Source organism: Streptomyces telluris (assembly GCF_024519335.1).
Lineage (GTDB): Bacteria > Actinomycetota > Actinomycetes > Streptomycetales > Streptomycetaceae > Streptomyces > Streptomyces telluris.
In genome coordinates, this window is the sequence record NZ_JANIID010000059.1 from 1 (window position 1) to 21021 (window position 21021).

Here is a 21021-nt window from a genome sequence, read left to right on the forward strand (position 1 = left end):
AGTGATGTCCAGGCACCCCTGGCCGTTGTCGGTCACTTCCGCTCGGGCGTTGCCGCCCAGTGCGTTCACGGCGACGTGCGACGGCGGATGCGGTGGCAGCAGGCTCGGCAGACGGTGCAGCACGGCGTTCACCGACGTGTTGCCCGTCGCGACGCTCGCGCCCCCGTCGTCGGCCTCCGCCTCGCCCGTCATCGCCAGCGCAGCAGCCGTGGCCAGCATCACCGCATACCGTGTTCTCCGCCGCCCCGTCACGCGGAACAGCCTGCACGCCCTCCGACGGCTCCAACTCCCGTTCCCATCAGATTCCTCCGATGGGCGGAAAATTGCGTGAGCACATCACGACGAGCGCGCGGCGGGGCGTCCAGCATCCGGCGTCCGGAAACCCCGGTGAACGGATAATGATTGGGCATTCCACGCATCCGGCCCGCAGAATGCACCCATGAACGACCGGCTCGACGACATCCCCGACACGCCCGACGCCCCCGCCGCACCCCCGGCGACGGAGTGGACGACACCACCCGTCACCACGCCCATCACCGCGGACCTCCTGCGCGGCGCCCTGGACCTGGAGTACACCGAACACGGGGTACTGCCGCACCGGCTGCCGGCCCGGGCCCGGGCGCAGTGCGCCGACGGCCAGCTGGCCATGGTGGAGGCCCAGCCCTCCGGCGTGCGGCTGGTGTTCCGCACGCGGGCCGGTGTCATCGAGCTGGACGCCCTCCGCACCAAGAACGTCTACCGGGGCGCCCCACCCCGCCCCGACGGCGTCTACGACCTGCTCGTCGACGGCCGCCTGGCCGAGCGGGCGAGCGTGACCGGCGGCAACGTCCTGATGGTGGACATGACCACCGGGTCCGCGGAGACCCGTCCCGGCCCGGTCGGCACCGTCCGGTTCGCCGGCCTGCCCGACCGCGTCAAGGACGTCGAGATCTGGCTGCCGCACAACGAGATCACCCAGCTGGTCGCCCTGCGCACGGACGCTCCCGTCGAGCCCCTGCCCGAGGGGGACCGCAAGAAGTGGCTGCACCACGGCAGTTCGATCAGTCACGGCTCGGATGCCGCAAGCCCCAGCACGACCTGGCCCGCGCTGGCCGCCTCCCTCGGCGGCGTGGAACTCACCAACCTGGGACTGGGCGGCAGCGCGCTGCTCGACCCGTTCACCGCCCGTGCGCTGCGCGACACCCCCGCGGACCTGATCAGCATCAAGATCGGCATCAATCTCGTCAACACCGACCTGATGCGCCTGCGCGCCTTCGGCCCGGCGGTGCACGGCTTCCTCGACACCGTCCGCGAGGGGCATCCCACCACGCCGCTCCTGGTCGTCTCCCCCATCCTGTGCCCCGTCCACGAGGACACCCCCGGTCCCAGCGCCCCGGACTTCAGCAGGCTCAGCGAGGGGAAGCTGCAGTTCCGGGCCGCGGGCGACCCGGCCGAACGCGCCGCCGGGAAGCTGACCCTCAACGTCATCCGGGACGAACTGGCCCGCCTGGTGGAGCAGCGGGCGGCCGACGATCCGCACCTGCACTACCTCGACGGCCGCGAGCTCTACGGCGAGGCGGACTTCGCCGAACTGCCGCTGCCCGACCAGCTCCACCCGGACGCCGCGGCGCACCGTCGCATCGGCGAACGCTTCGCCGCTCTGGCCTTCGGCTCCGGCGGCCCGTTCGCCGCCGCGGACGTCTGAAAAACCCGTTCAACACCCGTCCCGCGCCCGGTCAGTGACCGGTCAGTGCCCGTCAGCGCCCCGTCCGGTCCGCCGGGCGGATGCGCATGGCGGTCGGCGAGCCGTCGCCGAGGTAGTCCGCGACGCATCCGTACCGGCCGGGCCGGGCCGCCGCCACGAGGCCCAGGCAGGCACCCAGCGCCCGCTGCCCGAAGGCGTTGGGGTGCATGGACTCCTCCAGCGCCCCCTGGGTGTTCGCGTAGTCGAGGAAGCGGAACCACTCGTGCTGACGGGCGTCGGGGCCGGCGGCTCCCACCTGGGTGGTGCCGAGGGCGCAGACCTCGTGTCCCGCCATCGTGTCCTTGAGGTCGAGGAAGTCCGCGCCCCGGGACGCGGCGACGTCACCGATCATGGCGGACAGCCGGGGGACGAGGGTGTAGCGGGCCCAGGAGGCGTCCCGGTCGTTGAAGGGGCAGCCGTCCCTGCGCAGGCGGTTCGGGTCGCCTTCGCGCAGGCGGAACTCCTCGCCGCCGGGGAGGGGCGACGGGTACGACTGCAGGACGAGCCGGTAGTCGCCGTCGCCGTAGCCGGCGGCCGTCATCGTGGCCCGGACGTCGTCCACGACCGCGGACACCTTCGCCTGGACGGCGGGCAGTTTACGGTCGGCCTCCGCGGCCTGCTTCTTCCAGCACAGGCGGCTGAACGCCCAGTCGTAGGCGCAGTCGCCGATGATGGTGCCGAAGCCGAGGTCGTTCCCGCCGACGGAGAGGGTGACGAGCGTGACCCTCTTGGTGCGGGCGATCTGTGCGAGCCGGTCGCTCTGCGGTGCCTCTCCGTTGAGGGACAGGCCGCCCCGTGCGGCGCTCAGGACGTGCTGCGTCTCGGCGCCGGAGCAGGCGAGGTTGATGCGTTCGGCCACGGGCAGGGGCGCGGTGAGGATCTCCGCGACGTCCGAGCGGTGGCAGCCGCCGACCGCCGCGGTCGCGCCGTAGACGCGCCCGGGGTCGTACGCCGTCCCGGTCCAGGCCCGGTCGGTGCCGTTGCGGCCCTTGTCGTAGCGGTCGGTGTTGCCGAGCCAGCGGCCGCCCTCACCGGAGATGAAGCTGTCCCCGAGCGCGACCGCCACGGTCGGGCCGTCCGGCGGGGCGGGAGTCGAAGCCGGAGCCGAGACCGCAGCCGCGGCCGGGGCCGGAGCCGGATCCGCGGCCTGTGCGGGCGCGGTGCTCGCAAGTGCCGCCAAGGTACTGAGGATCGCACCGGCGAGTATGGTGCGCGCGGGGCGGCGGGCCTGTCTGGAACGGGTGCGGCGTACGTACACGGGGAGTCCTCCCGGTCGGCGAGTTGCGGCAATGAGGAAACCCTCGGTCCGGTGCCGGCACAAGAGTTGTCACACGGAACGGATCCAACCGGTCCGACGAATCCGATGGATCCGACGGATCCGACGGATCCCAGGGTGGGTGCTACTGCTGCCCGGCGGCCCGGAACGCACGGCGGTAGGCCCCGGGGGTCGTGCCCAGGGCGCCGAGGAAGCGCCTGCGGAGGTTGGTGGCCGAGGAGAGGCCGACGCGGCGGGCGACGGCGTCCAGCGGGAGGTCCGAGGACTCCAGCAGCTCCCGGGCCTCCGTGATCCGCTGGGACAGCAGCCACTGCCCGGGGCTGGTGCCGAGCTGATCCGTGAACCTCCGGGCCAGGGTGCGCGCCGAGACGCCCGCGTGCGCGGCGAGGTCGTCGAGGGCCAGCGGTTCGCCGAGTCTGCCGGTGGCCCACTCCAGCAGGGGCGCAAGCGTGCCCTCCAGCTGCAAGGGGTGCGGCGGCGCCGCGTACTGCAGCTGCCCGCCCTCGCGGTGGGGCGGCATGACCATGCTCCGTGCGACGTCCGCCGCGTAGCGGGCGCCGTGGTCGGTGCGGACCAGGTGCAGGCACAGGTCGATGCCGGCCCCGGAACCCGCGCTGGTGGCCACGTCGCCGTGATCCACGTAGAGCACGTCCGCGGCGAACCCGACCGCCGGGAAGCGCTCGGCGAACTCCTGCGCCAGCGCCCAGTGCGTGGTGGCCTGCCGGCCGTCCAGCAGGCCCGCGTGCGCCACGACGAAGGCCCCGGAGCAGATGCTGACGACTCGCGCCCCGCGGGCGTGAGCGCGGCGCACGGCACGGAGCACTGCGGGCGAGGGCTGCTCGTCGGTGGGGAGCCACCCCGGGACGATCACGGTGTCCGCCCGGTCGAGCGCGTCCAGCCCGTCGGTCACGACCATGTCGTACCCGGCGCTCGTGGGGACGGGGCCCGGGGTCTCCGCGCAGACGCCGAACGTGTAGCGGGTGGGCAGTCCTCGGCGCTCGGTCCCGAAGACGTCGGCCGCGCAGGCGAGCTGGAAGGTCGACTGCGGGGAGTGGACGAGGGCCACTACGCGGTGCAGGTGCAGGTGCATGGCAGGAAAGTACCGCAGCATGTCATTCTTGACACTCGGCGAGGCGGCCACGGTCCGCCAGGCTTTCCCCATGGCAACAGAACAGAGCACCTCCTCTCCCGCCCCCTCTCCCGCCTCCTCCTATACGTGGTCCGCCCTGCAGGACGCTCCGGTTCACGAGCTCTTCCCCGGCATCCGCCTGCGCCCGTTGTGGAGCAGCGACCAGGGCGCGAAGGCCTTCGTGGTGGAGCTGGATCCCCACGCGTGCTGGGAGGGAGTGGATCTCCACGAGCCGGGTCCCGAAGAGGTCTACGTGATCTCCGGGACCTTCAACGACGGCGACCGCGACTATCCGGCCGGCTCGTTCATCCACGCCCCCGCGGGCTCCTCCCACGTACCGCAGACGACGACCGGCTGCACGCTGTTCGTCTTCTACCCCGAGGGCTAGTTCCCCGCGCCCGCACGGGCCAGGAGCCGGAGGCCGGGCCCTTCGGCGCCCGGCCTCGCGGGATGGGATCCTGGTCGCGTGAACCTGGAGGACCTCGTCCGGCTGCGCCGGGCCCGCGACCGGATGGACCGCGACTACGCGAAGCCGCTCGACGTGCCGGCGCTGGCGCGCACCGCCCTGATGTCGACGGGCCACTTCTCCCGCAGCTTCCGCGCCGCCTTCGGGGAGACGCCGTACAGCTACCTGATGACGCGCCGGATCGAGCGGGCGAAGGCGCTGCTGCGGCGGGGCGACCTGACAGTGACGGAGGTCTGCTTCGAGGTCGGCTGTACGTCGCTGGGGTCGTTCAGCTCACGGTTCACCGAGCTGGTGGGCGAGAGCCCGAGCGCGTACCGGGCCCGCCGCCATGACGACGGCGCAGCCATCCCGCCCTGCATCGCCAAGATCCGCACGCGACCGGTCAGAAATGGAGAAGCGAAACGCGACCCCCGCCCGTAGCGTGAAACGCATGGACATCAAGCTTTCCTCGTGCTTCATCGCCGTCGACGACCACGACAAGGCGCTCGCCTTCTACCGGGACGTGCTCGGCCTGGAGGTGCGCAACGACGTCGGGTTCGAGGGGATGCGCTGGGTGACCGTCGGCGCGCCGTCGCAGCCCGACGTGAACATCGTTCTCGAACCGCCCCTCGCGGACCCGAACGCCTCGGCCGCCGACAAGCAGGCCATGGCGGAACTGCTGGCCAAGGGCCAGCTGCGCGGCGTCATCTTCCACACCGACGACTGCGACGCCACCTTCGAGCGCGTCCGCGCCGGGGGCGGCGAGGTGCTGCAGGAGCCGGTCGACCAGCCGTACGGCGTCCGCGACTGCGCCTTCCGCGACCCCTCCGGCAACATGCTGCGCTTCACCCAGCCTCGCGGGCAGTGAGCCCCGCGCCCGCGAGCCGGGCGCCACCCCCGCCGACGACCGAGGCCCGGCCGCGAAGACGGCCCTGCGCAACCGATGGAGATGCCGAACACGATGAGCACGGCCAAGAGGACGAGCACGGCCAGGACGAGCACGGCCAGGACAGGCACGGCCAAGAGGACGAAGACGAACCCGAAGCCGCCTGCGCCGCACACCGCCGACAGCCACGATCTGATCCGGGTGCACGGCGCGCGCGTGAACAACCTCAAGGACGTCAGCATCGAGATCCCCAAGCGCCGGCTGACGGTGTTCACGGGCGTCTCCGGTTCGGGCAAGAGCTCGCTGGTGTTCGACACGATCGCCGCGGAGTCGCAACGGCTGATCAACGAGACCTACAGCGCCTTCGTGCAGGGCTTCATGCCCACGCTGGCGCGGCCCGAGGTGGACGTGCTCGACGGGCTGACGACCGCGATCATCGTCGACCAGCAGCGGCTGGGGGCCGATCCCCGCTCCACCGTCGGCACCGTCACCGACGCCCACGCGATGCTGCGCATCCTCTTCAGCCGGCTCGGGAAGCCGCACATCGGCCCGCCCAGCGCGTACTCCTTCAACACCGCCTCGGTCCGGGCGAGCGGCGCGATCACGGTCGAGCGCGGTGCCAAGAAGGCGGTCAAGGCGACCTACGAGCGCACCGGCGGCATGTGCCCGCGCTGCGAGGGCCGGGGCACGGTCTCGGACATCGACCTGACCCAGCTCTACGACGACTCCAAGTCCCTCAACGAGGGCGCGCTCACGGTCCCCGGCTACAGCATGGACGGCTGGTACGGCCGCATCTTCACCGGCTGCGGCTTCTTCGACCCGGACAAGCCGATCCGCAAGTACACCGAGCGGGAGCTGTACGACCTCCTCCACAAGGAGCCGACCAAGATCAAGGTCGACGGCATCAACCTGACGTACGAGGGGCTGATCCCGAAGATCCAGAAGTCGATGCTGTCCAAGGACATCGACGCGCTGCAGCCGCACGTCCGGGCGTTCGTGGAGCGGGCGACGACGTTCGCCACCTGCCCCGAGTGCGACGGCACCCGGCTCAGCGAGGGGGCCCGGTCCTCGAAGATCAAGAAGATCAGCATCGCCGACGCCTGCGCGATGGAGATCAGGGACCTGGCCGAGTGGGTGCGCCGTCTCAAGGAGCCGTCGGTGGCACCGCTGCTCACCGCGCTGCAGCAGACCCTCGACTCGTTCACGGAGATCGGCCTGGGCTACCTCTCGCTGGACCGGCCCTCGGGCACGCTGTCGGGCGGTGAGGCGCAGCGCGTCAAGATGATCCGCCACCTGGGTTCCTCGCTCACCGACGTCACGTACGTCTTCGACGAGCCCACCACGGGCCTGCACCCCCATGACATCAGCCGGATGAACGACCTGCTGCTGCGGCTGCGGGACAAGGGCAACACGGTGCTCGTCGTGGAGCACAAGCCGCAGGCGATCGCGATCGCCGACCACGTCGTCGACCTCGGGCCCGGCGCCGGTACGGGCGGCGGCACGGTCTGCTTCGAGGGCACGGTGGAGGGGCTGCGGGCGGGCGGCACCGTCACGGGCCGCCACCTCGACGACCGGGCCGGCCTCAAGGAGACGGTGCGCAAGCCCACCGGGAAGCTTGCGGTCCGCGGCGCGACGGAGCACAATCTCCGGAACGTGGACGTCGACATCCCGCTCGGCGTGCTGACCGTCGTCACCGGCGTCGCCGGCTCCGGCAAGAGCTCGCTCGTGCACGGGTCGATCCCCGCCGACGAGGGCGTCGTCTCGGTCGGCCAGGGCGCGATCCGCGGCTCCCGGCGCAGCAACCCGGCCACGTACACCGGGCTCCTCGACCCGGTCCGCAAGGCGTTCGCGAAGGCCAACGGCGTCAAGCCGGCCCTGTTCAGCGCCAACTCCGAGGGCGCCTGCCCCACGTGCAACGGCGCCGGCGTCATCTACACCGACCTGGCGATGATGGCCGGCGTCGCCACCACCTGCGAGGACTGTCAGGGCAAGCGGTTCGACGCCTCGGTCCTCGACTACCACCTCGGCGGCCGCGACATCAGCGAGGTGCTGGCGATGCCGGTGGCCGAGGCCGAGGAGTTCTTCGCCGACGGCGAGGCGCGCATCCCGGCCGCGCACAAGATCCTCGCCCGGCTCGCCGACGTCGGCCTCGGCTACCTCACCCTCGGCCAGCCGCTCACCACCCTGTCCGGCGGCGAACGGCAGCGCCTCAGGCTCGCGACCCACATGGCCGACAAGGGCGGCGTCTACATCCTCGACGAGCCGACCACCGGTCTGCACCTCGCCGACGTCGAGCAGCTCCTCGGCCTGCTCGACCGGCTCGTCGACTCCGGCAAGTCGGTCATCGTCGTCGAGCACCACCCCGCGGTCATGGCACATGCCGACTGGATCATCGACCTCGGCCCCGGCGCCGGCCACGACGGCGGCCGGATCGTCTTCGAGGGCACCCCCACCGACCTCGTCGCCGCCCGCTCCACCCTCACCGGCGAGCACCTCGCGGACTACGTCGGCGCCTGACCGACACCTTGGGCCGCTTCCGGCCATGGGGGTACGCGGCCCCCATGGCCGCTCCCGGCTGCCTTGCACATATGCGACTACCGGCCTGCCGGTGCCGGCAGTCGGCGTAGTGTCTGCACATGCTTCTATGGATCAACGGACCGTTCGGCGGCGGCAAGACGCAAACCGCGTACGAGATCCGGCGACGGCTTCCGGGCAGCATCGTCTGCGACCCCGAGCACGCCGGTTTCGGCCTGCACCGGATGCTGCCCCCGGCACTGCGCGGCGACTTCCAGGACCTTCCCGCCTGGCGGCAGAGCGTGTACGAAATGCTGGACTTGGCCGCGAGCGAGTACGACGGCACCGTGATCGTCCCCATGACGCTCGTGGAACCGGACTACTTCCGCGAAATCATCGGCCGGCTGCGGGAACGCGGTCACGACGTCCGGCACTTCGCCCTTCTCGCCGCCCGGCGAACGGTCCTGAACCGGCTCCGCGAGCGGAACTTCGGGCACGTCGTGCGACTCGTGGCGGGAAAGGACGCGCCCCTGCGCAGGGAGAGCTTCGCCGTTTCGAAGCTCGACCTGTGCTTGGAACGCCTGCGCAAGCCCGAGTTCGCGGAACACGTGTGGACCGACCGGATCACCGTCCCCCAGGCCGCCGAACACATCGCCGCCTCGGCCGGACTGTCCCTCACACCGAACACGGACCGGGCCTTGCAGGGCCACTTTCGCCGCGCGTGGACAGGCGTCAAGCACATCCGGTTCGACTGAATTCGGTAGAGCCGCCTCCTACGGGCTACGTCAGTGACCGCTCCGCCAGGCGGTGGGCTTCGGCCAGGACTTCGGCGTCGACTTCTTCCTCCGTTTTGTCGCCGTATTCGAGGATGTCGTACTCGTCGTGGAACGCGGCGAGCCTTTCCGCCAAGGGCAGGTCGTGACCGAACTGCCGGTGGATCCGGGAAGCGAGCTCCTGCGGTGTCATCTCTCCCGCCAGCATCCGGCGGACGAGCGAATGGGCGACGGCTTCCCGGCCGGCGTCGCTGCCGCGGGGGTAGAAGGTGAGGCCGAGCTCGCCCAGTGCCGTGGGCAGGAGCTCGGGGGCGTCGTAGTCCGCCTCGGCGCGGGTGCAGGCGGCCAGGCTCCGCAATGCGGGACTGTCGAGTCCGGCCAGGAGGGCGTCACAGGCCGCGTCGACGACCTCGGGCGCGCGGACCTCGCCGAGGCTCCAGAAGGCGGCGAGATCCTGCAGGTCCTGGGCTGGTGATGAGGTCGTCGGCATTGGCTCATGATCCCTTCACGGTGCCGTCCTGGTCGAACGCATTTCACTGCTGTGGCCGTTCAGCGGCGACCCGGAGCCCCTTCAAAGGGTTCCGGGTCACCGCGGTCAAGCCGGCCTCAGGTGGTGGGGGCCATGCTCTTCTTGGCCAGTTCGTAGGCCGGGAGCATCTCCTTGTGCTCCTCGGTGTCGAGCCCGCCCAGGTGCACGATGGTCACGCCCTTCGGGGTCTTCACCGCGAGGGCCCGCTGCTGCCTCGGCTCGTCCGTGAGGGCGCTCTTCTGCGTGTAGACCACTTCCGAGGCGGGGAGGTCACCGGCCTTGAGGTCGCTGAACTTCTGCTCGGAGACGTTCTTCTCCTCGCCCATGTACGCCTCCAGCGTCTGACGAGCCGAGGAGTCGGTCCGGTCCGTGGTCCAAACTCGCATGAAACCGATATTGCCCGCGGGCTTGGCATCGAGTTCGCAGGCACCCCTGAACGCCGCGTGGCCGGAGATCTTGGCCAGGAGCTTTCCGTCCTCGACGGAGAGGCCCGAGGGCTTCCATGCCTTGGCCAGCTCGAAGGACACCGGGAGTTCGCAGGCCGAGCCGGCGGGGCCGATCAGGGTGACCTTCTTCGCGTCCGGCTTGCCGGTGTTCTTCTCGGCCTTCGCGGCCTTCTCGGCCTTGGCCGCCGTTTCGGCCGGGGCCGTGGACTCCCGGGTGGTGTCGCCACCCTTCTCGGCGGCCGACGAGCAGCCGGACAGGACGCCGATCGTGAGTGCGGCGGATACCGCACCCCGCGTGAGCTTGCGCATAGAGCCTTTTCCTCATGGAATGAATCAACCGCGCAAATCTAGCCTCAAAGCCGGAAGGTTCCCAACCGTTATTCCGGCAATCCCTGCCGGCGGAGAAACGGGCCGTGCCCGGCGGGAGCGACCCCGCCGGGCACGGCATTGAGCATGAGCGCGGGTGCGTACCCGATGACGACCCCGATGACCACCCGGGTACAGCCCGGGTACGGGGCCGGGTACGGGGCCGGGCCGGGCCGGGCCGGGCCGCTAGATGTTCCAGTAGTGGTCCGGCCAGGTGCCGCACGGCCACTGAATGGCCTTCTCGCCCTGTGTGCGGCTGGCGCCGGGGATGGCGAGGCACTGGCCGCTGTTCCAGTTCACCAGGCGCGTGCCGCTGCCGGTGGCGTCGATGCCCCAGTAGTGGTCCGCCCAGGTGCCGCACGGCCACTGGATCACCTGGGTGCCCGGCGTGGTGCTGGCGCCCGGCACGGCCAGGCACTGCTGGCTGTTGAGATTTCTTATGCGGTAGTAGTTGCGGCCTCCGTTGTTGAACGCGTACTCGAACTGCCAGTAGTGGTCCCGCCAGCTGCCGCAGCCCCACTGGATGAGCCCGATGCCGTTCTCGGTGCTGCCGCCGGGTACGGCCAGGCAGTGGGCGCTGTTGCCGTTGCGGATCCAGCCGTAGGAGAGGGTGCCGTCCGTGCCGGGCCCGGTGTCCGGTCCGGCGGCGGAGGCTCCGGTGACGCCGGAGGTGAGCAGCGTGGCCGCGGCGGCCGCCGCGACTCCCAGGAGGCGATAGCGCGACTTCATGTGTCCCCTTCCTCGTACGAGAGAAGTGCCTGGATCATGAGTCGTACATGCCGTGCCTGCCCTCGGCCCGATGCCCGCGCAGGGTCCGGAGCCCGCGCCGGGGCCGGATCCGGTCCGGGCGGGCGGGGCCGGGCAAGGCCGCACGCTATAGCCGTTCGCCGGGAAACGGCAGACGCCGGATGGGGCGCCTGCAAGTTGGCGGGAAGACACTGCCCGGGCCGTATGCGTTCCGGCCCCCGTCGCGGCTCACGCGAGGCGGCGCAGGAACACGTCGACGGCCTTGTCGGTGTCGTCGGGGACGAGGTTGTCGGCGGCGCTGGTGAAGACCGCGGTACGGCCGGTCAGGTCGACGGCGACCCCGTCGGAGTCGCCGTCGGCGGGGGTTCCGTTGTCCGCGACGTCGAGCCGCTCGACGGCGCCGGTGTGCAGGTCCCGGGCGTAGACGGCCTGGCGGCCGTCGGTGCCGCCGCTGCCGCCGGGGATCAGGTTGGGGGCGGTGGAGCTGAAGAACACCTTCCGGTTGTCGCCGCTCATGACCGGCCCGCGGGAGTCGCCCAGGGCCTCGGCGCCGTCGTGGGCGACGCTCAAACGGCGGGTGACGCCGGTGCGCAGGTCGCGGGCGTAGAAGCTGTCCAGCCGCGGCCTGGCCAGCCCCTGACCGGCACCGTCCGCCCCGCTCCCGCCCTCTCCCTCGCCCAGACCGCCGAGCGACAGGAACCCGACCTTGCTGCCGTCGGCGCTGATGACCGGTGCCGCCGAGCGGGTACCCGCCTGGCTCCCGTCCGACCGGACGCTCACCCGCTGCGTGGTGCCCTTCCAGCGGTCCCGTACGTAGACGGCCATCGGATCCGTGCTCGGCCCGGGGACGAGGTCGGTCCGGCTGGAGGCGAAGGCGACGAAGCGCCCGTCGGCGCTCATGGCCGGTTCGTACGACGTGCCCGCCTGCTGCTGCTTGTTCTCCAGAAGGAGTTCGGTCCGCCCCGTCCTGCGGTCGCGGACGAAGAGATCGGTGTCGCCGGGGCGCTTGTCCGGGGACAGGTTGTCGGCCCTCGACTCGAAGGCGGCGTACCGCCCGTCGGCGCTCAGCGCGATGTCGAAGGAGGAGTCGTCGGCGGGCGTGCCGTCGCTCGCCACGTTGGCCTGCTCGACCGTGCCGGTGCGTAAGTCCTTGATGAACAGGTACGCCCTCGCGGGTGCCCGGCGCCAGGTCGGTGGCTCTGGATCTGAAGGTGGCGTAGCGGCCGTCGGCGCTGATGCCGGCGGTGTACGACTCGCCGTTGGCCTGGGCGCCGCCGGCGGTCACGCTCACCCGTTCCGTACGCGGCCGCTGGTGCTCGGCACCGGAGGCCGGCGGCACGGTGGCTGCGGCACAGGCACCCAACGCGGTGACCAGAATGGCGGCTCGTGCGAGACAGCGCATGGTTTCCCCTCTCGGACCGGGCGGTGGGATTCGGTTCGCCCGGTTCGCTCGGTTCGCATGGGATGCGAAAGGTCAGGGGAAGCCAAGCCCGTCGACCGGGCGCGGTCAACGGGGCGGAGGCTTCCGGTCGCACGTCCCGGGGAACAGCTCTGTGCATCGAGGATCCGGTGAGCAGCGCCGTGCTCGGCGCGACAGGAGGGGCCTGCGATGTCAAAGGGGTCAGAGGTGCCGACGACTGCAGATGCATCTGACATGTCAGATACATCAGATATGCCAGACGCGCCAGATGTGTCAGTCGCATCCAGGGCATCTGCGTCCAAGGCTTCGGGCCGGCACCCGTTGGCCGTCTCGGACGAGGTGCGCGAGGCGCTGGACCGGGGCCGGCCGGTGGTCGCCCTCGAATCGACGATCATCGCGCACGGCCTGCCCAGGCCACGGAACCTCCAGGTGGCGGAGGAGCTGGAGGAGCTCGTACGGGCCGGAGGAGCCGTCCCCGCGACGGTGGCGGTGCTGGACGGGCGGCCCCATGTCGGGCTGGACAAGGAGCAATTGGCGCGCGTGGCGGGCGAGAGCGGGCTCCGCAAGCTGGGGCACCGCGATCTGGCCCCGGCGGTCGCGGCGGGGGCGAGCGGGGCGACGACGGTGTCCGGGACCGCCTTCCTCGCGGCCCGGGCCGGGATCCGCGTCTTCGCGACGGGCGGCCTCGGCGGCGTCCATCGCGAGTGGGCGCAGACCCAGGACGAGTCGGCGGACTTGCGCCTGCTGGCGAGGGTACGGATCGCGGTCGTCTGCGCAGGGGTGAAGTCGGTCCTGGACGTGCCGGCGACCCTGCAGCGCCTGGAGACGCTGGGCGTCGGCGTGCTGGGCTTCCGGACGACGGAGTTCCCGGGCTTCTACCTCAGCAGTTCCGGAGAGCCGGTCGACTGGACGGCCGGTTCCGCGGCGGAGGTGGCCGGTGTGCTGCGCGCTCAGGACGCGCTCGGCGGCCCGCCCTCGGCGCTGATCGTCGCGAATCCGGTCCCCGCGGCGGAGCAGCTCGACCCGGCCCTGCACGACCGGGTGCTGGCGCAGGCACTGGCGGCGTGCGCGCGTGAGGGGGTCACCGGACAGGCGGTCACCCCGTTCCTCCTCGACCACCTCGTCCGGCACACCGACGGCGCGTCCTTGGAAGCCAACGTGGCCGCGGTGCGCGGCAATGTGCGCCTGGCGGCCGAGATCGCGACGGCGTACGCCGCATGAGCGGCGCCGGCAGCGCGGCGCTGCTCGTCGTGGGTGACGTGGTGACCGACATCGTCGCCCGGCACCGTACGCCGCTGGCTCCCGCGACGGACACCGCGGCCCGCATCGCCACGCTCCCGGGCGGCGCGGGCGCCAACGTGGCCTGCTGGGCCGCCCGCTCGGGCGCCCGCGACGTACGCGTCCTGGCCCGCGTGGGCGCGGATGCGGCGGAGGGGCACGAGCGCGCGCTCCGCGCAGCCGGTGTCCGCCCGCACCTGGTGGTCGACCCCGAGATGCCCACCGGCACGGTCATCTCCCTGGTCGGCCCGGACGGCGAGCGGACGTTCCTCACCGACAGCGGAGCGGTGCTGCGCCTTTCGGCCGCCGACTGGAGTGACGGTCTCCTGGCCGGCGTCGGCCATCTGCACGTCTCCGGCTATCTCTTCTTCGCCGACCCGAGCCGTACGGCCGCCCGGCTGGCGATGGAGGCGGCCCGCGCCCGCTCCGTGCCGGTGAGCGTCGACCCGGCCTCCGCCGGTTTCATCGCCCGCTTCGGCGTGGACCGCTTCCTCGCGGCCGTCGCGGGGGCGGACATCTTCCTTCCCAACCACGACGAAGCCGCGCTCCTGACCGGTCTGCCGGATCCTGCCGACGCGGCGGCCAAGCTGAGCCGGCACTTCCCCCTCGTGGTCGCCACGCAGGGGTCCCGGGGCGCGCTGGTCGCCGCCTCCGGCGCTGTCGTCGCCCGCGTGCCGGCCGAGCCCGCCGCCGCCGTGGACACCACGGGTGCGGGCGACGCCTTCACCGGAGCTTTCCTCGCCGCCTGCCTGGCGGGCCGTGATCCGGCCGAGGCCGCACGCCGGGGCTGCCGGGCCGGCGCCGAAGCGGTCACCCTCATCGGCGCTCGCCCCCGTCTCCCGGAGGGTCCCGTCGACCATCCCGTGAGCAGCGGGTGAGCCGGAGCCGGCGGTCACCTCAGCGACCACGTCGGCGGCCCTTGCGGAGAAAGGGACTCGCCGACGTTCATCAGCCAAATACCACGCATTAAGGTGTTACGCCCATAAAGTTACATTGTGCAGCACCAGCGCTGACCTCGGGTCAGCCCGTCCCGTCGGGGCCTCACCCAGGGGTCTCGGGAGGGGCCGGTTGCGCTGCCACACCCGAGGGCCCTCATAGGGTCTCGCCGGCCGGCGGGTCTCCTGGTCCGAGGAGAGGCGCACTCATGGTGCAGCACAGAAGGCCGAAAGCGCCGGTCGACTGGAACCTGGTCCGCAGCGCGGCCCGAGCAGTGACGCCTTGGGTGGAGCTGCTGACGGCCCTCACCGCTCTGGCCCTGGCGATGACCGGCAGGGGCTGACCCGCGGGGCGTATCACCAGTACGCCCCGTGGAGCCAACTCTTCGGCTTGCCCGTCGCGGGTCCAGCCCCGCGGCGGGCCTTTCGCACGTCCGCACCGCGTGATTCCGGCACGGAAGGCGAGACGGCGTGCGCGTGCCCGCGCCCGTCGCCCTGCGTCGGCTGCCCGACGAGCCCACACACTAACGCACGGGACGGGGCGCCGCCCGGGACCGCGACGCCGGAGCCAGCCACCTGGAGGACACCGGGCGGCACACCGGCGGGCACCGGCCCGCACGTGCGGCGAACCGGCGGCCCCCGGGCGGGTGAGGCACGGCGCGCCGTGCCCGCGTGCGCATCAGCGCTGCCAGTCCTCGTTCCAGACGAGGGTGTTGCACTGGGCCACCTCGGCCTTCGCCTGGACGACGGCGCGCTGCTTCGACTCCAGGACCCGGCCCTGGTCCGTCTTCAGCCGGTAGAAGACGTCGAAGGTCCGGCTGGAGCCGAGCCCGTGGGGAACCAGCCAGCCCGGCGACTTCCCGTCGGCCACGGGGTAGGTGTACTCGCTCCCGCCGCGCTCCCTGACCACGACCTGCGTCTTCGCGGGAACCCTCTCGTCCGGCGGGACCTTCCCGGCCGTCTCCCACAGGACGTCCATGTACGTCCACCACACGCTGCAGGGCAGGTCGGCGCGCGGCACGGGCAGGATCGGCAGGGCGCCCGCGTCGAGGCGCGGCGCCGGGGGCGGGTCGGCCGTCGCGGTGCGGAAGACATCGACGAGCACCTCGACGAGCTGCTCGGTGAGGAGGGCGGCGTCGACGACCTCGCCGACGACGGGTACGACCTGGGCGGCCGCGAGGGCGGCGAGGGCCACGGCGTTGACGGCGACGGCCTCGGGGTCGCCGTGCTGGATCCCGTCCGCGATGCCGAGGGCTTGCCCGAGGCCCGGGACGACGGCGCCGGTGACGGCGACCTTGTCGAGGGTGGTGGCGTCCTTGTCGGAGAAGGTCTTCGCCATGCCGTAGACCCAGGTGCCGACGCCGGCCGCGGTGGCGGCCACGTGGGCGCCGCTGACCGCGCGGACCTTGGCGTGGGTGAGCTCCGCGGTGGAGTGCGCCTCGCCCCAGGTCGGGCCCTTCGGGTTGCGCTTCGGCAGCCGCTCCACGTGCTCGGCGTCCTGGGCGACCTTCTTCGCCGTGGCCTTGGCCTTCTCCTCGACCTTGTCCCAGTCCACGGGCAGGCAGCGGTCCGCCGACCGTTTGGCACGCCCGGTGGGGGCGAGGCAGTTGGCCGGGGCCGCCGCGTAGATCGCGGCGTCCAGGGCGGAATTCTTCCCCCTGAATTCGACGGCCTTCTCGGCCTTCCCGCGCTCCGCCATCTTCCACGGGACGATGAGCTCGCTCCGGCCGGTTCCGTCGTCGGCGATCTTCAGGACGGTGTTCTTCTCGCCGAGGGCGTCCATCAGCGGCTTGCCGTCGGGGACGCCGAACTCGTTCTTGACGAAGTCCAGCTGGCGCTTCAGGAATGCGTCGTCGGTCTCGTCCGCCTGGTGCGCGAGGTGGACCGTGGCCACGTTCACCTCGTCCGGCAGCGTCACCCGCACCACTCCGCCGGCCGCCGTACCCTCCTCATTGGTGCTGTATCCGGCGGCGTGCCCGGTGGTCTCGGCGAGGTAGAGCCCCTTCCAGTCGGGGACGTGGTTCCCGGCGGTGCCCACGGGGCGCAGCCCTTCGAGGATCGAGTCGAGGTGGCCGGGTTTGTAGCCGTGGAAGCCTTCCAGCCCGGTCTGCTTCGCCTGGGATATCCGGTCGCCGCCGGGCGCGGGGACGGGGGCGGCGTGGGCGAGCTCCGCGGAGGCGGCCGCCATCATCCCGGCGAACGCCGTGGTGGCGAAGGCGCGCTGGAAGGCCGGCCGCTGTCTCGCGGGCTTCACCTGCCCCGTCCGGTTCGCCTGGTTCATCGGCTCGGTTCGTCTCATCGCAACACGCATACTGCTCCTCTGTTTCAAGGGGGGGACATGAGGGGTGATGCGGAAGTTGACGATGATCCTGCCGTAGGAGGACAGCTGGGAATATTGGCCCCAAGTAGGGCAGTCGGCCTTCCGGCCCCCGCCGGGCGACCGACTGACCCCCGCCAACCGGAGGGGGTTGATCCGCTTTTCGCCGGCTCAGGTCAGGGAGGCGCTCTCCATCACCTGGTCCACCTCGCGCGTTTCCAGCGGCCCGCCCGGCTGGGCGATGCCCAGGAGGAAGGCCGAGCGGCTGTCGTCCACCGCGATGAGCGTCAGGCGGAGATGACCCGTGCCAGTGCCACCGGCGCTCTCCGGGGCCGCGCTGCCGCGCTTGCCCTCGCTCACCCTCAGCGCCACCGTGTGCGCGGGGCGGCCGCCGACCGTCGTCGGCCGGGACTCCGCGACTTCGGAACTCCCCTCGGGGTAGAAGAACACGGCGTTCGACCGGGCGGCCCGCTCCGCCTGCTGCTGGAGTGCGGCCTGCGGCATGGCCGCCGCACGGCCGGCGAGAACGGTGCTGCCGCCCTCACCGCTCGCGCCCGAGCCGCTCCCGGTATCGGTACCAGTACCAGTACCGGCATGTTCCTTGGTGACGGACGAGGTGAAGGCGCCGATCAGCTTCTTCCCCTCCGCGTGTTCCCACCCTTCGGGGATCGCGTAGGAGAGCCCGGCCGCGCCGTCCGTCACCCGCGGCCGGCCGGCGAAGGGCGAGGAGTCCTCCTCACGCGTCAGCCACCATCCGCCGGCGATCCCGGCGACCAGCAGCAGGACCAGCGCCGCCACGGCACCGGCCACCAGCTTCCGGCGGTGGCCCGGCCGGAGCGGGCGCCGGGGGCGCGGGCGGAAAGGCGAGGTGAGGCGTCGTCGTCATGATCCCATCATCGGGGATCCGGGACGCCCGGGCCTGAGCACACGTACTCAGTCGCATACTCATTCGACAGCGGCGGTCCGGGCGACCATAGACGCGCTCACGGACCCGGGCAGGCCGGAACCGCACCGGACATGGACCCCGTCCTACGCATCATGATCATTACAACCGACCCGGGCGTGGCCCGGCTCGCCGCCGCCTGGGAGCACATCCACCCCACGTCTCCCGCGGACGAAGCGGTCCCCCTCGTCCTGGACTGCGCCCGCCGGCTCGCCGCCGACCCGGGCGGAGAGGAGGCCCGGATCTGGGTGTCCGGGCTGGTGGCGATGTCGGGTTACCTCGCCTGGCGCCCCGAGGAGGAGGCCGAGCGCGCCGCCCTCGACGCCCTCCGGGCCGCGGTCGAAGCACTGGGCAGCCGGACCTGCTCGCACGACGTCCACCCGTACGAGGCCGAGATGGACTCGCTGGAGGACGAGGTCTGGAACGGTGACACCGGACTGCTGACCGGAGTGCCGACCGGCCGGCTCGCGGCGCCGGACGCCGGTACGGACGCCGACTCCGACTCAGGATCCGACTCCGACTCAGGATCCGACTCCGACTCAGGATCCGGATCGGACTCAGGATCCGGATCGGACTCCGACGTCGCCGTCGTCGTCGACCCCGAGCGGGTGCTGTGCCCCGGCAACGTCGCCGGGTGGGCACGGCTCGCCGCGGACGTGATCGCCCCGTTGACCGTCCGCCGCATCCCCGTGGGAGCACCGAAGTACCACCACAGCCGCATCAGCACCCTCTCGGGGATCGTGAACGACTACCCCTACGGCGATCCGCACGAGGACCTCAAGGACGAGGCCGCTTCCCTTCCCTCCCGGCCCACCCGCGGAGTGCTGGCCGGCTACCTCGTGACCATGAACGCGACCTGCTGGTACGCGACGTCGGAGAGGATCACGGACCGCTCGGTACTGGACGCGATGGTCAAGGGGATCGAGAAGGCCCTTCCGCTGCTGGAAGACCGTCCGTGCACCCACGCCCCCGGCGAGCACCCCGACACCGGCGATCCGGACTACGCGAGCCAGGTCGGTTACTTCCTGCGCAGCCCCGGCGGCCGGGCCGAGATCGCCGAGTACTACGGATGGAACGAGGAGGACGAGGCGGACCAGGAGGACGAGCCTCTGGACGGATGGGTGTGCCCGGCCTTCCTGCGCGATCTGGCCGAGGACACCCTCCTGGAGCTGGCGAGCGGCCTGAGGGCGTTCGAGTCGGCGGACGCCGGGGCCCCGGCCACCTGACCGCCGGGGCTCAGCCGCCCGCGCGGACCCGTTCCAGCACCTTGGCCCCGAGGTCCAGCGCCTCCTGCGGCCCGGAGACGGACTGCTGCAGGTCGACGAAGCAGCTGTCGGCACCGGATTCCCGTACTCCGGCGAGAACCGCGGCGATGTCCTCGGACGAGTCGCCCGGGCGCGGGTTGTGACGGATGTGCTGCCGCAGGGCGTCCGGGTCCCGGCCGGCCTCCTCCGCCGCCCGGCGGGCCACGCTCCACAGCCCGGCGTGGGCGCCGGGCGCCAGGGCGACGCCGGCCCAGCCGTCGGCGCGGCGGCCGATGCGGCGCATCGCGGCCGGCGAGAAGCCGCCCAAATAGACGGGCGGGCGGGGCTGCTGGACGGGGCGGAGGCCGACGTGGGCGCGGGGAATGGTCCAGTGGGGGCCGTCGTGGGCGAACTCCTTCTCGCTCCAGATGCCGTAGAGGACGTCGAGGATCTCGTCCAGGCGGGCGCCCCGCCGGCCGAAGTCCGCGTTGACGGCGGTGTACTCGTCGCGCAACCAGCCGACGCCGAGCCCGACGTCCAGCCGTCCCCCGCTGACGTGGTCGAGCGAGGTGAGCGTCCGGGCGAGCAGCAGGGGCGGGTGCCACGGCGCGGTCAGGGTGCTGGTGCCGAGCCGCACGCGGCTGGTGGCCGTGGCGGCGACGGTCAGCACGGTGAGGGGGTCCAGGAAGGTCTTGTACTGCTCCGGGTAGGGGTTCTCGGGCGTGTGTCCCGGATAGATGTCACTGGGATCCACGGGGGTCAGCGCACGGTCGCCGACCCACAGCGAGTCGAATCCGGCGGCCTCGGCGTCCCGGGCGAAGCCCGCGATCGACTCGGCCCGGGCATGACTGCCGTACTGGGGTAAGGCAATACCTATCTCCATGAAGCCATCGTGGCGGGAGGGGCGGGCGGGAGCCGGTAACCGCGCCTGTGACACCCGCCACCTGTCGCCGGTCCCCCGTGGTGCGTCACCCGTGGTGCGTCACCCGCCTGCTGCGCGGTCAGCGTCCAGGGCCCGGATGCCTTCCAGGGCCCGGGTGCCCGGGGCGCAGCTCTCACTCAGTTCGCCGAGTTCGGCTGCCGTCAGCCTCCGGGCGGAGCCGCGCCGGCTGTGGTCGAGGAGTGCGCAGCCGGCGTCCAGCCATTGCGGGAGCGGTTCGACGCCGGCGAACTCGGCGAGGCGGGTCAGTTCCTCTCGCGGGGCGTCGAGGAGGTCCTCGTAGGCGAGGGTGGTGCGCCGGTCCGCGGGCACGGGGCCGAGGAACTCCCCGCCCTGGACGATGAGGTCCGACCACAGAGTGCCGAACGTCCGCAGGGGCAGGTCCCGGTCCCGTACGAGCGCCGGATCGAAGCGGTCGCCGAGCAGCGGCGCCAGGTCCGGCGGCAGCGCGCGTACGTGCTCGTCGGTCAGGTCGGCGAGGTCTTCGACGCCGGCCCGTGCCTTGATCTCGCGCAGCAGGCAGATCGTGCGGAATCCGGGGTGGCGGCTCATGGACAGGGCGCAGTCGGGCCCGTCCCTGAACATGTGCACGAATCGCGCGTGCGGGAAGGCGGCCCGCAGTTGCGGCACCCAGCGCGTCGAGTAACCCGAGCGCTCCACGACGGCCGTGCGCCCGAACCGTGCGCAGAGCAGGCCGAACAGCGCCAGGTGGTGCTCGGCAGCGGTGCGTCCGGGCCAGAGGACGACCGTCGAGCGTAGTTCGTCGAGGAGTGCGTCCGGGTCGTCGGTGAGGTGGGGCAGCACCATGAGGGAGAGCGCGGGGATGCCGGTGGTCTCCGACGCGTACCGTCCGGGGCGGCGTGGGTAGAGGAACTCCGGCAGCGGCAGCCCGCTGCGGATCAGCCGCTCGTAGCGCGGCACGGGCCGGGCGAGCGGCTGCCAGAACTCCTCGCCGGTCACCTTGCCTTTGGGGAACGCGGTGTCGCCCACCGAGGCCATGAACTCGTTGAGGCTGAGGACGTCCGGGTGGGCGTTGACGATACGGGACAGGGCGGTCGATCCGCTGCGGCCCGTACCGACGACGAAGGTCAGGGGTCTCATCTTGCTCAC

General features: G+C 71.9%; 21 protein-coding genes. 10 read left to right on the plus strand and 11 right to left on the minus strand.

Translation table 11 applies throughout. The features are described from left to right. A partial coding sequence (locus NQU55_RS34825; protein WP_256791780.1) for a hypothetical protein occupies positions 1-219 on the minus strand: 219 nt, incomplete at its 3' end. A 220-nt stretch (positions 220-439) separates the two neighbouring features. Here NQU55_RS34825 and NQU55_RS34830 point away from each other — a divergent pair. Further along, on the plus strand, positions 440-1684 hold the full coding sequence (locus NQU55_RS34830) for a GDSL-type esterase/lipase family protein (protein WP_168093606.1): 1245 nt from the start codon (positions 440-442) through the stop codon (positions 1682-1684). A gap of 52 nt (positions 1685-1736) precedes the next feature. Here NQU55_RS34830 and NQU55_RS34835 read toward each other — a convergent pair whose 3' ends face one another. Together NQU55_RS34835 and NQU55_RS34840 are read right to left on the minus strand one after the other, a co-directional pair. Next, positions 1737-2903, minus strand: coding sequence for a GDSL-type esterase/lipase family protein (locus NQU55_RS34835; RefSeq protein WP_256791781.1), 1167 nt, complete (start codon positions 2901-2903; stop codon positions 1737-1739). Between the two features lie 220 nt (positions 2904-3123). After that, complete coding sequence (locus tag NQU55_RS34840) at positions 3124-4089, minus strand: helix-turn-helix domain-containing protein (protein WP_168096677.1); 966 nt, start codon at positions 4087-4089, stop codon at positions 3124-3126. Between the two features lie 70 nt (positions 4090-4159). Between NQU55_RS34840 and NQU55_RS34845 the strand changes: the two genes are divergently transcribed. The 5 genes from NQU55_RS34845 (at position 4160) to NQU55_RS34865 (ending at position 8728) form a co-directional block, all read left to right on the plus strand. Further along, positions 4160-4516: a cupin domain-containing protein gene (locus NQU55_RS34845; protein WP_206330195.1), complete on the plus strand. Its 357-nt coding sequence runs from the start codon at positions 4160-4162 to the stop codon at positions 4514-4516. Between the two features lie 78 nt (positions 4517-4594). Then, positions 4595-5014: a helix-turn-helix transcriptional regulator gene (locus tag NQU55_RS34850; protein WP_168096679.1), complete on the plus strand. Its 420-nt coding sequence runs from the start codon at positions 4595-4597 to the stop codon at positions 5012-5014. A gap of 10 nt (positions 5015-5024) precedes the next feature. Further along, positions 5025-5441 carry a VOC family protein gene (locus NQU55_RS34855; protein ID WP_256791782.1) on the plus strand — a complete coding sequence of 139 codons (417 nt, stop codon included), beginning with the start codon at positions 5025-5027 and terminating at the stop codon, positions 5439-5441. A 93-nt stretch (positions 5442-5534) separates the two neighbouring features. Next, the gene (locus NQU55_RS34860) at positions 5535-7976 is read left to right on the plus strand and encodes an ATP-binding cassette domain-containing protein (RefSeq protein ID WP_168096122.1); all 2442 of its coding nucleotides are present in this window, start codon (positions 5535-5537) and stop codon (positions 7974-7976) included. Positions 7977-8095: 119 nt separating this feature from the next. Then, entirely contained in the window at positions 8096-8728 is a 633-nt protein-coding gene (locus NQU55_RS34865; protein WP_168096121.1) for an AAA family ATPase, read from the plus strand. Positions 8729-8753: 25 nt separating this feature from the next. Here the strand turns inward: NQU55_RS34865 and NQU55_RS34870 are convergent, their stop codons facing one another. The 4 genes from NQU55_RS34870 to NQU55_RS34885 all read right to left on the minus strand — a co-directional run bounded on the left by NQU55_RS34870 (position 8754) and on the right by NQU55_RS34885 (position 11950). Next, positions 8754-9236, minus strand: a complete 483-nt coding sequence (locus NQU55_RS34870) for a hypothetical protein (RefSeq protein WP_168096120.1) — start codon at positions 9234-9236, stop codon at positions 8754-8756. Positions 9237-9352: 116 nt separating this feature from the next. Next, complete coding sequence (locus NQU55_RS34875; RefSeq protein WP_256791783.1) at positions 9353-10030, minus strand: lipoprotein; 678 nt, start codon at positions 10028-10030, stop codon at positions 9353-9355. A gap of 243 nt (positions 10031-10273) precedes the next feature. Next, entirely contained in the window at positions 10274-10816 is a 543-nt protein-coding gene (locus NQU55_RS34880; RefSeq protein WP_168095840.1) for an RICIN domain-containing protein, read from the minus strand. Positions 10817-11062: 246 nt separating this feature from the next. Further along, the gene (locus NQU55_RS34885) at positions 11063-11950 is read right to left on the minus strand and encodes a TolB family protein (protein WP_168095841.1); all 888 of its coding nucleotides are present in this window, start codon (positions 11948-11950) and stop codon (positions 11063-11065) included. A gap of 625 nt (positions 11951-12575) precedes the next feature. Between NQU55_RS34885 and NQU55_RS34890 the strand changes: the two genes are divergently transcribed. From NQU55_RS34890 to NQU55_RS34900, 3 genes are all read left to right on the plus strand, one after another. Beyond that, positions 12576-13475: a pseudouridine-5'-phosphate glycosidase gene (locus NQU55_RS34890; RefSeq protein ID WP_240976905.1), complete on the plus strand. Its 900-nt coding sequence runs from the start codon at positions 12576-12578 to the stop codon at positions 13473-13475. Then, positions 13472-14410 carry a carbohydrate kinase family protein gene (locus NQU55_RS34895; protein WP_168095843.1) on the plus strand — a complete coding sequence of 313 codons (939 nt, stop codon included), beginning with the start codon at positions 13472-13474 and terminating at the stop codon, positions 14408-14410. Before NQU55_RS34890 ends, NQU55_RS34895 begins: the two co-directional genes overlap by 4 nt. A 266-nt stretch (positions 14411-14676) precedes the next feature. Next, entirely contained in the window at positions 14677-14811 is a 135-nt protein-coding gene (locus tag NQU55_RS34900) for a hypothetical protein (protein ID WP_256791784.1), read from the plus strand. 335 nt (positions 14812-15146) lie between these two features. Here NQU55_RS34900 and NQU55_RS34905 read toward each other — a convergent pair whose 3' ends face one another. Beyond that, positions 15147-16748: an ADP-ribosylating toxin gene (locus tag NQU55_RS34905; RefSeq protein WP_256791793.1), complete on the minus strand. Its 1602-nt coding sequence runs from the start codon at positions 16746-16748 to the stop codon at positions 15147-15149. Positions 16749-16955: 207 nt separating this feature from the next. Next, complete coding sequence (locus NQU55_RS34910) at positions 16956-17594, minus strand: hypothetical protein (RefSeq protein WP_256791786.1); 639 nt, start codon at positions 17592-17594, stop codon at positions 16956-16958. 228 nt (positions 17595-17822) lie between these two features. Between NQU55_RS34910 and NQU55_RS34915 the strand changes: the two genes are divergently transcribed. Continuing rightward, entirely contained in the window at positions 17823-18953 is a 1131-nt protein-coding gene (locus tag NQU55_RS34915) for a hypothetical protein (protein ID WP_256791787.1), read from the plus strand. 10 nt (positions 18954-18963) lie between these two features. On the opposite strand, the gene NQU55_RS34920 is transcribed toward NQU55_RS34915, so the two are convergent. Further along, complete coding sequence (locus tag NQU55_RS34920) at positions 18964-19854, minus strand: TIGR03619 family F420-dependent LLM class oxidoreductase (protein WP_256791788.1); 891 nt, start codon at positions 19852-19854, stop codon at positions 18964-18966. A 99-nt stretch (positions 19855-19953) separates the two neighbouring features. Next, positions 19954-21012 (minus strand): sulfotransferase family protein, encoded by a 1059-nt coding sequence (locus NQU55_RS34925; RefSeq protein ID WP_256791789.1) that lies wholly within the window; start codon positions 21010-21012, stop codon positions 19954-19956. Between the last annotated feature and the right edge of the window lie 9 nt (positions 21013-21021).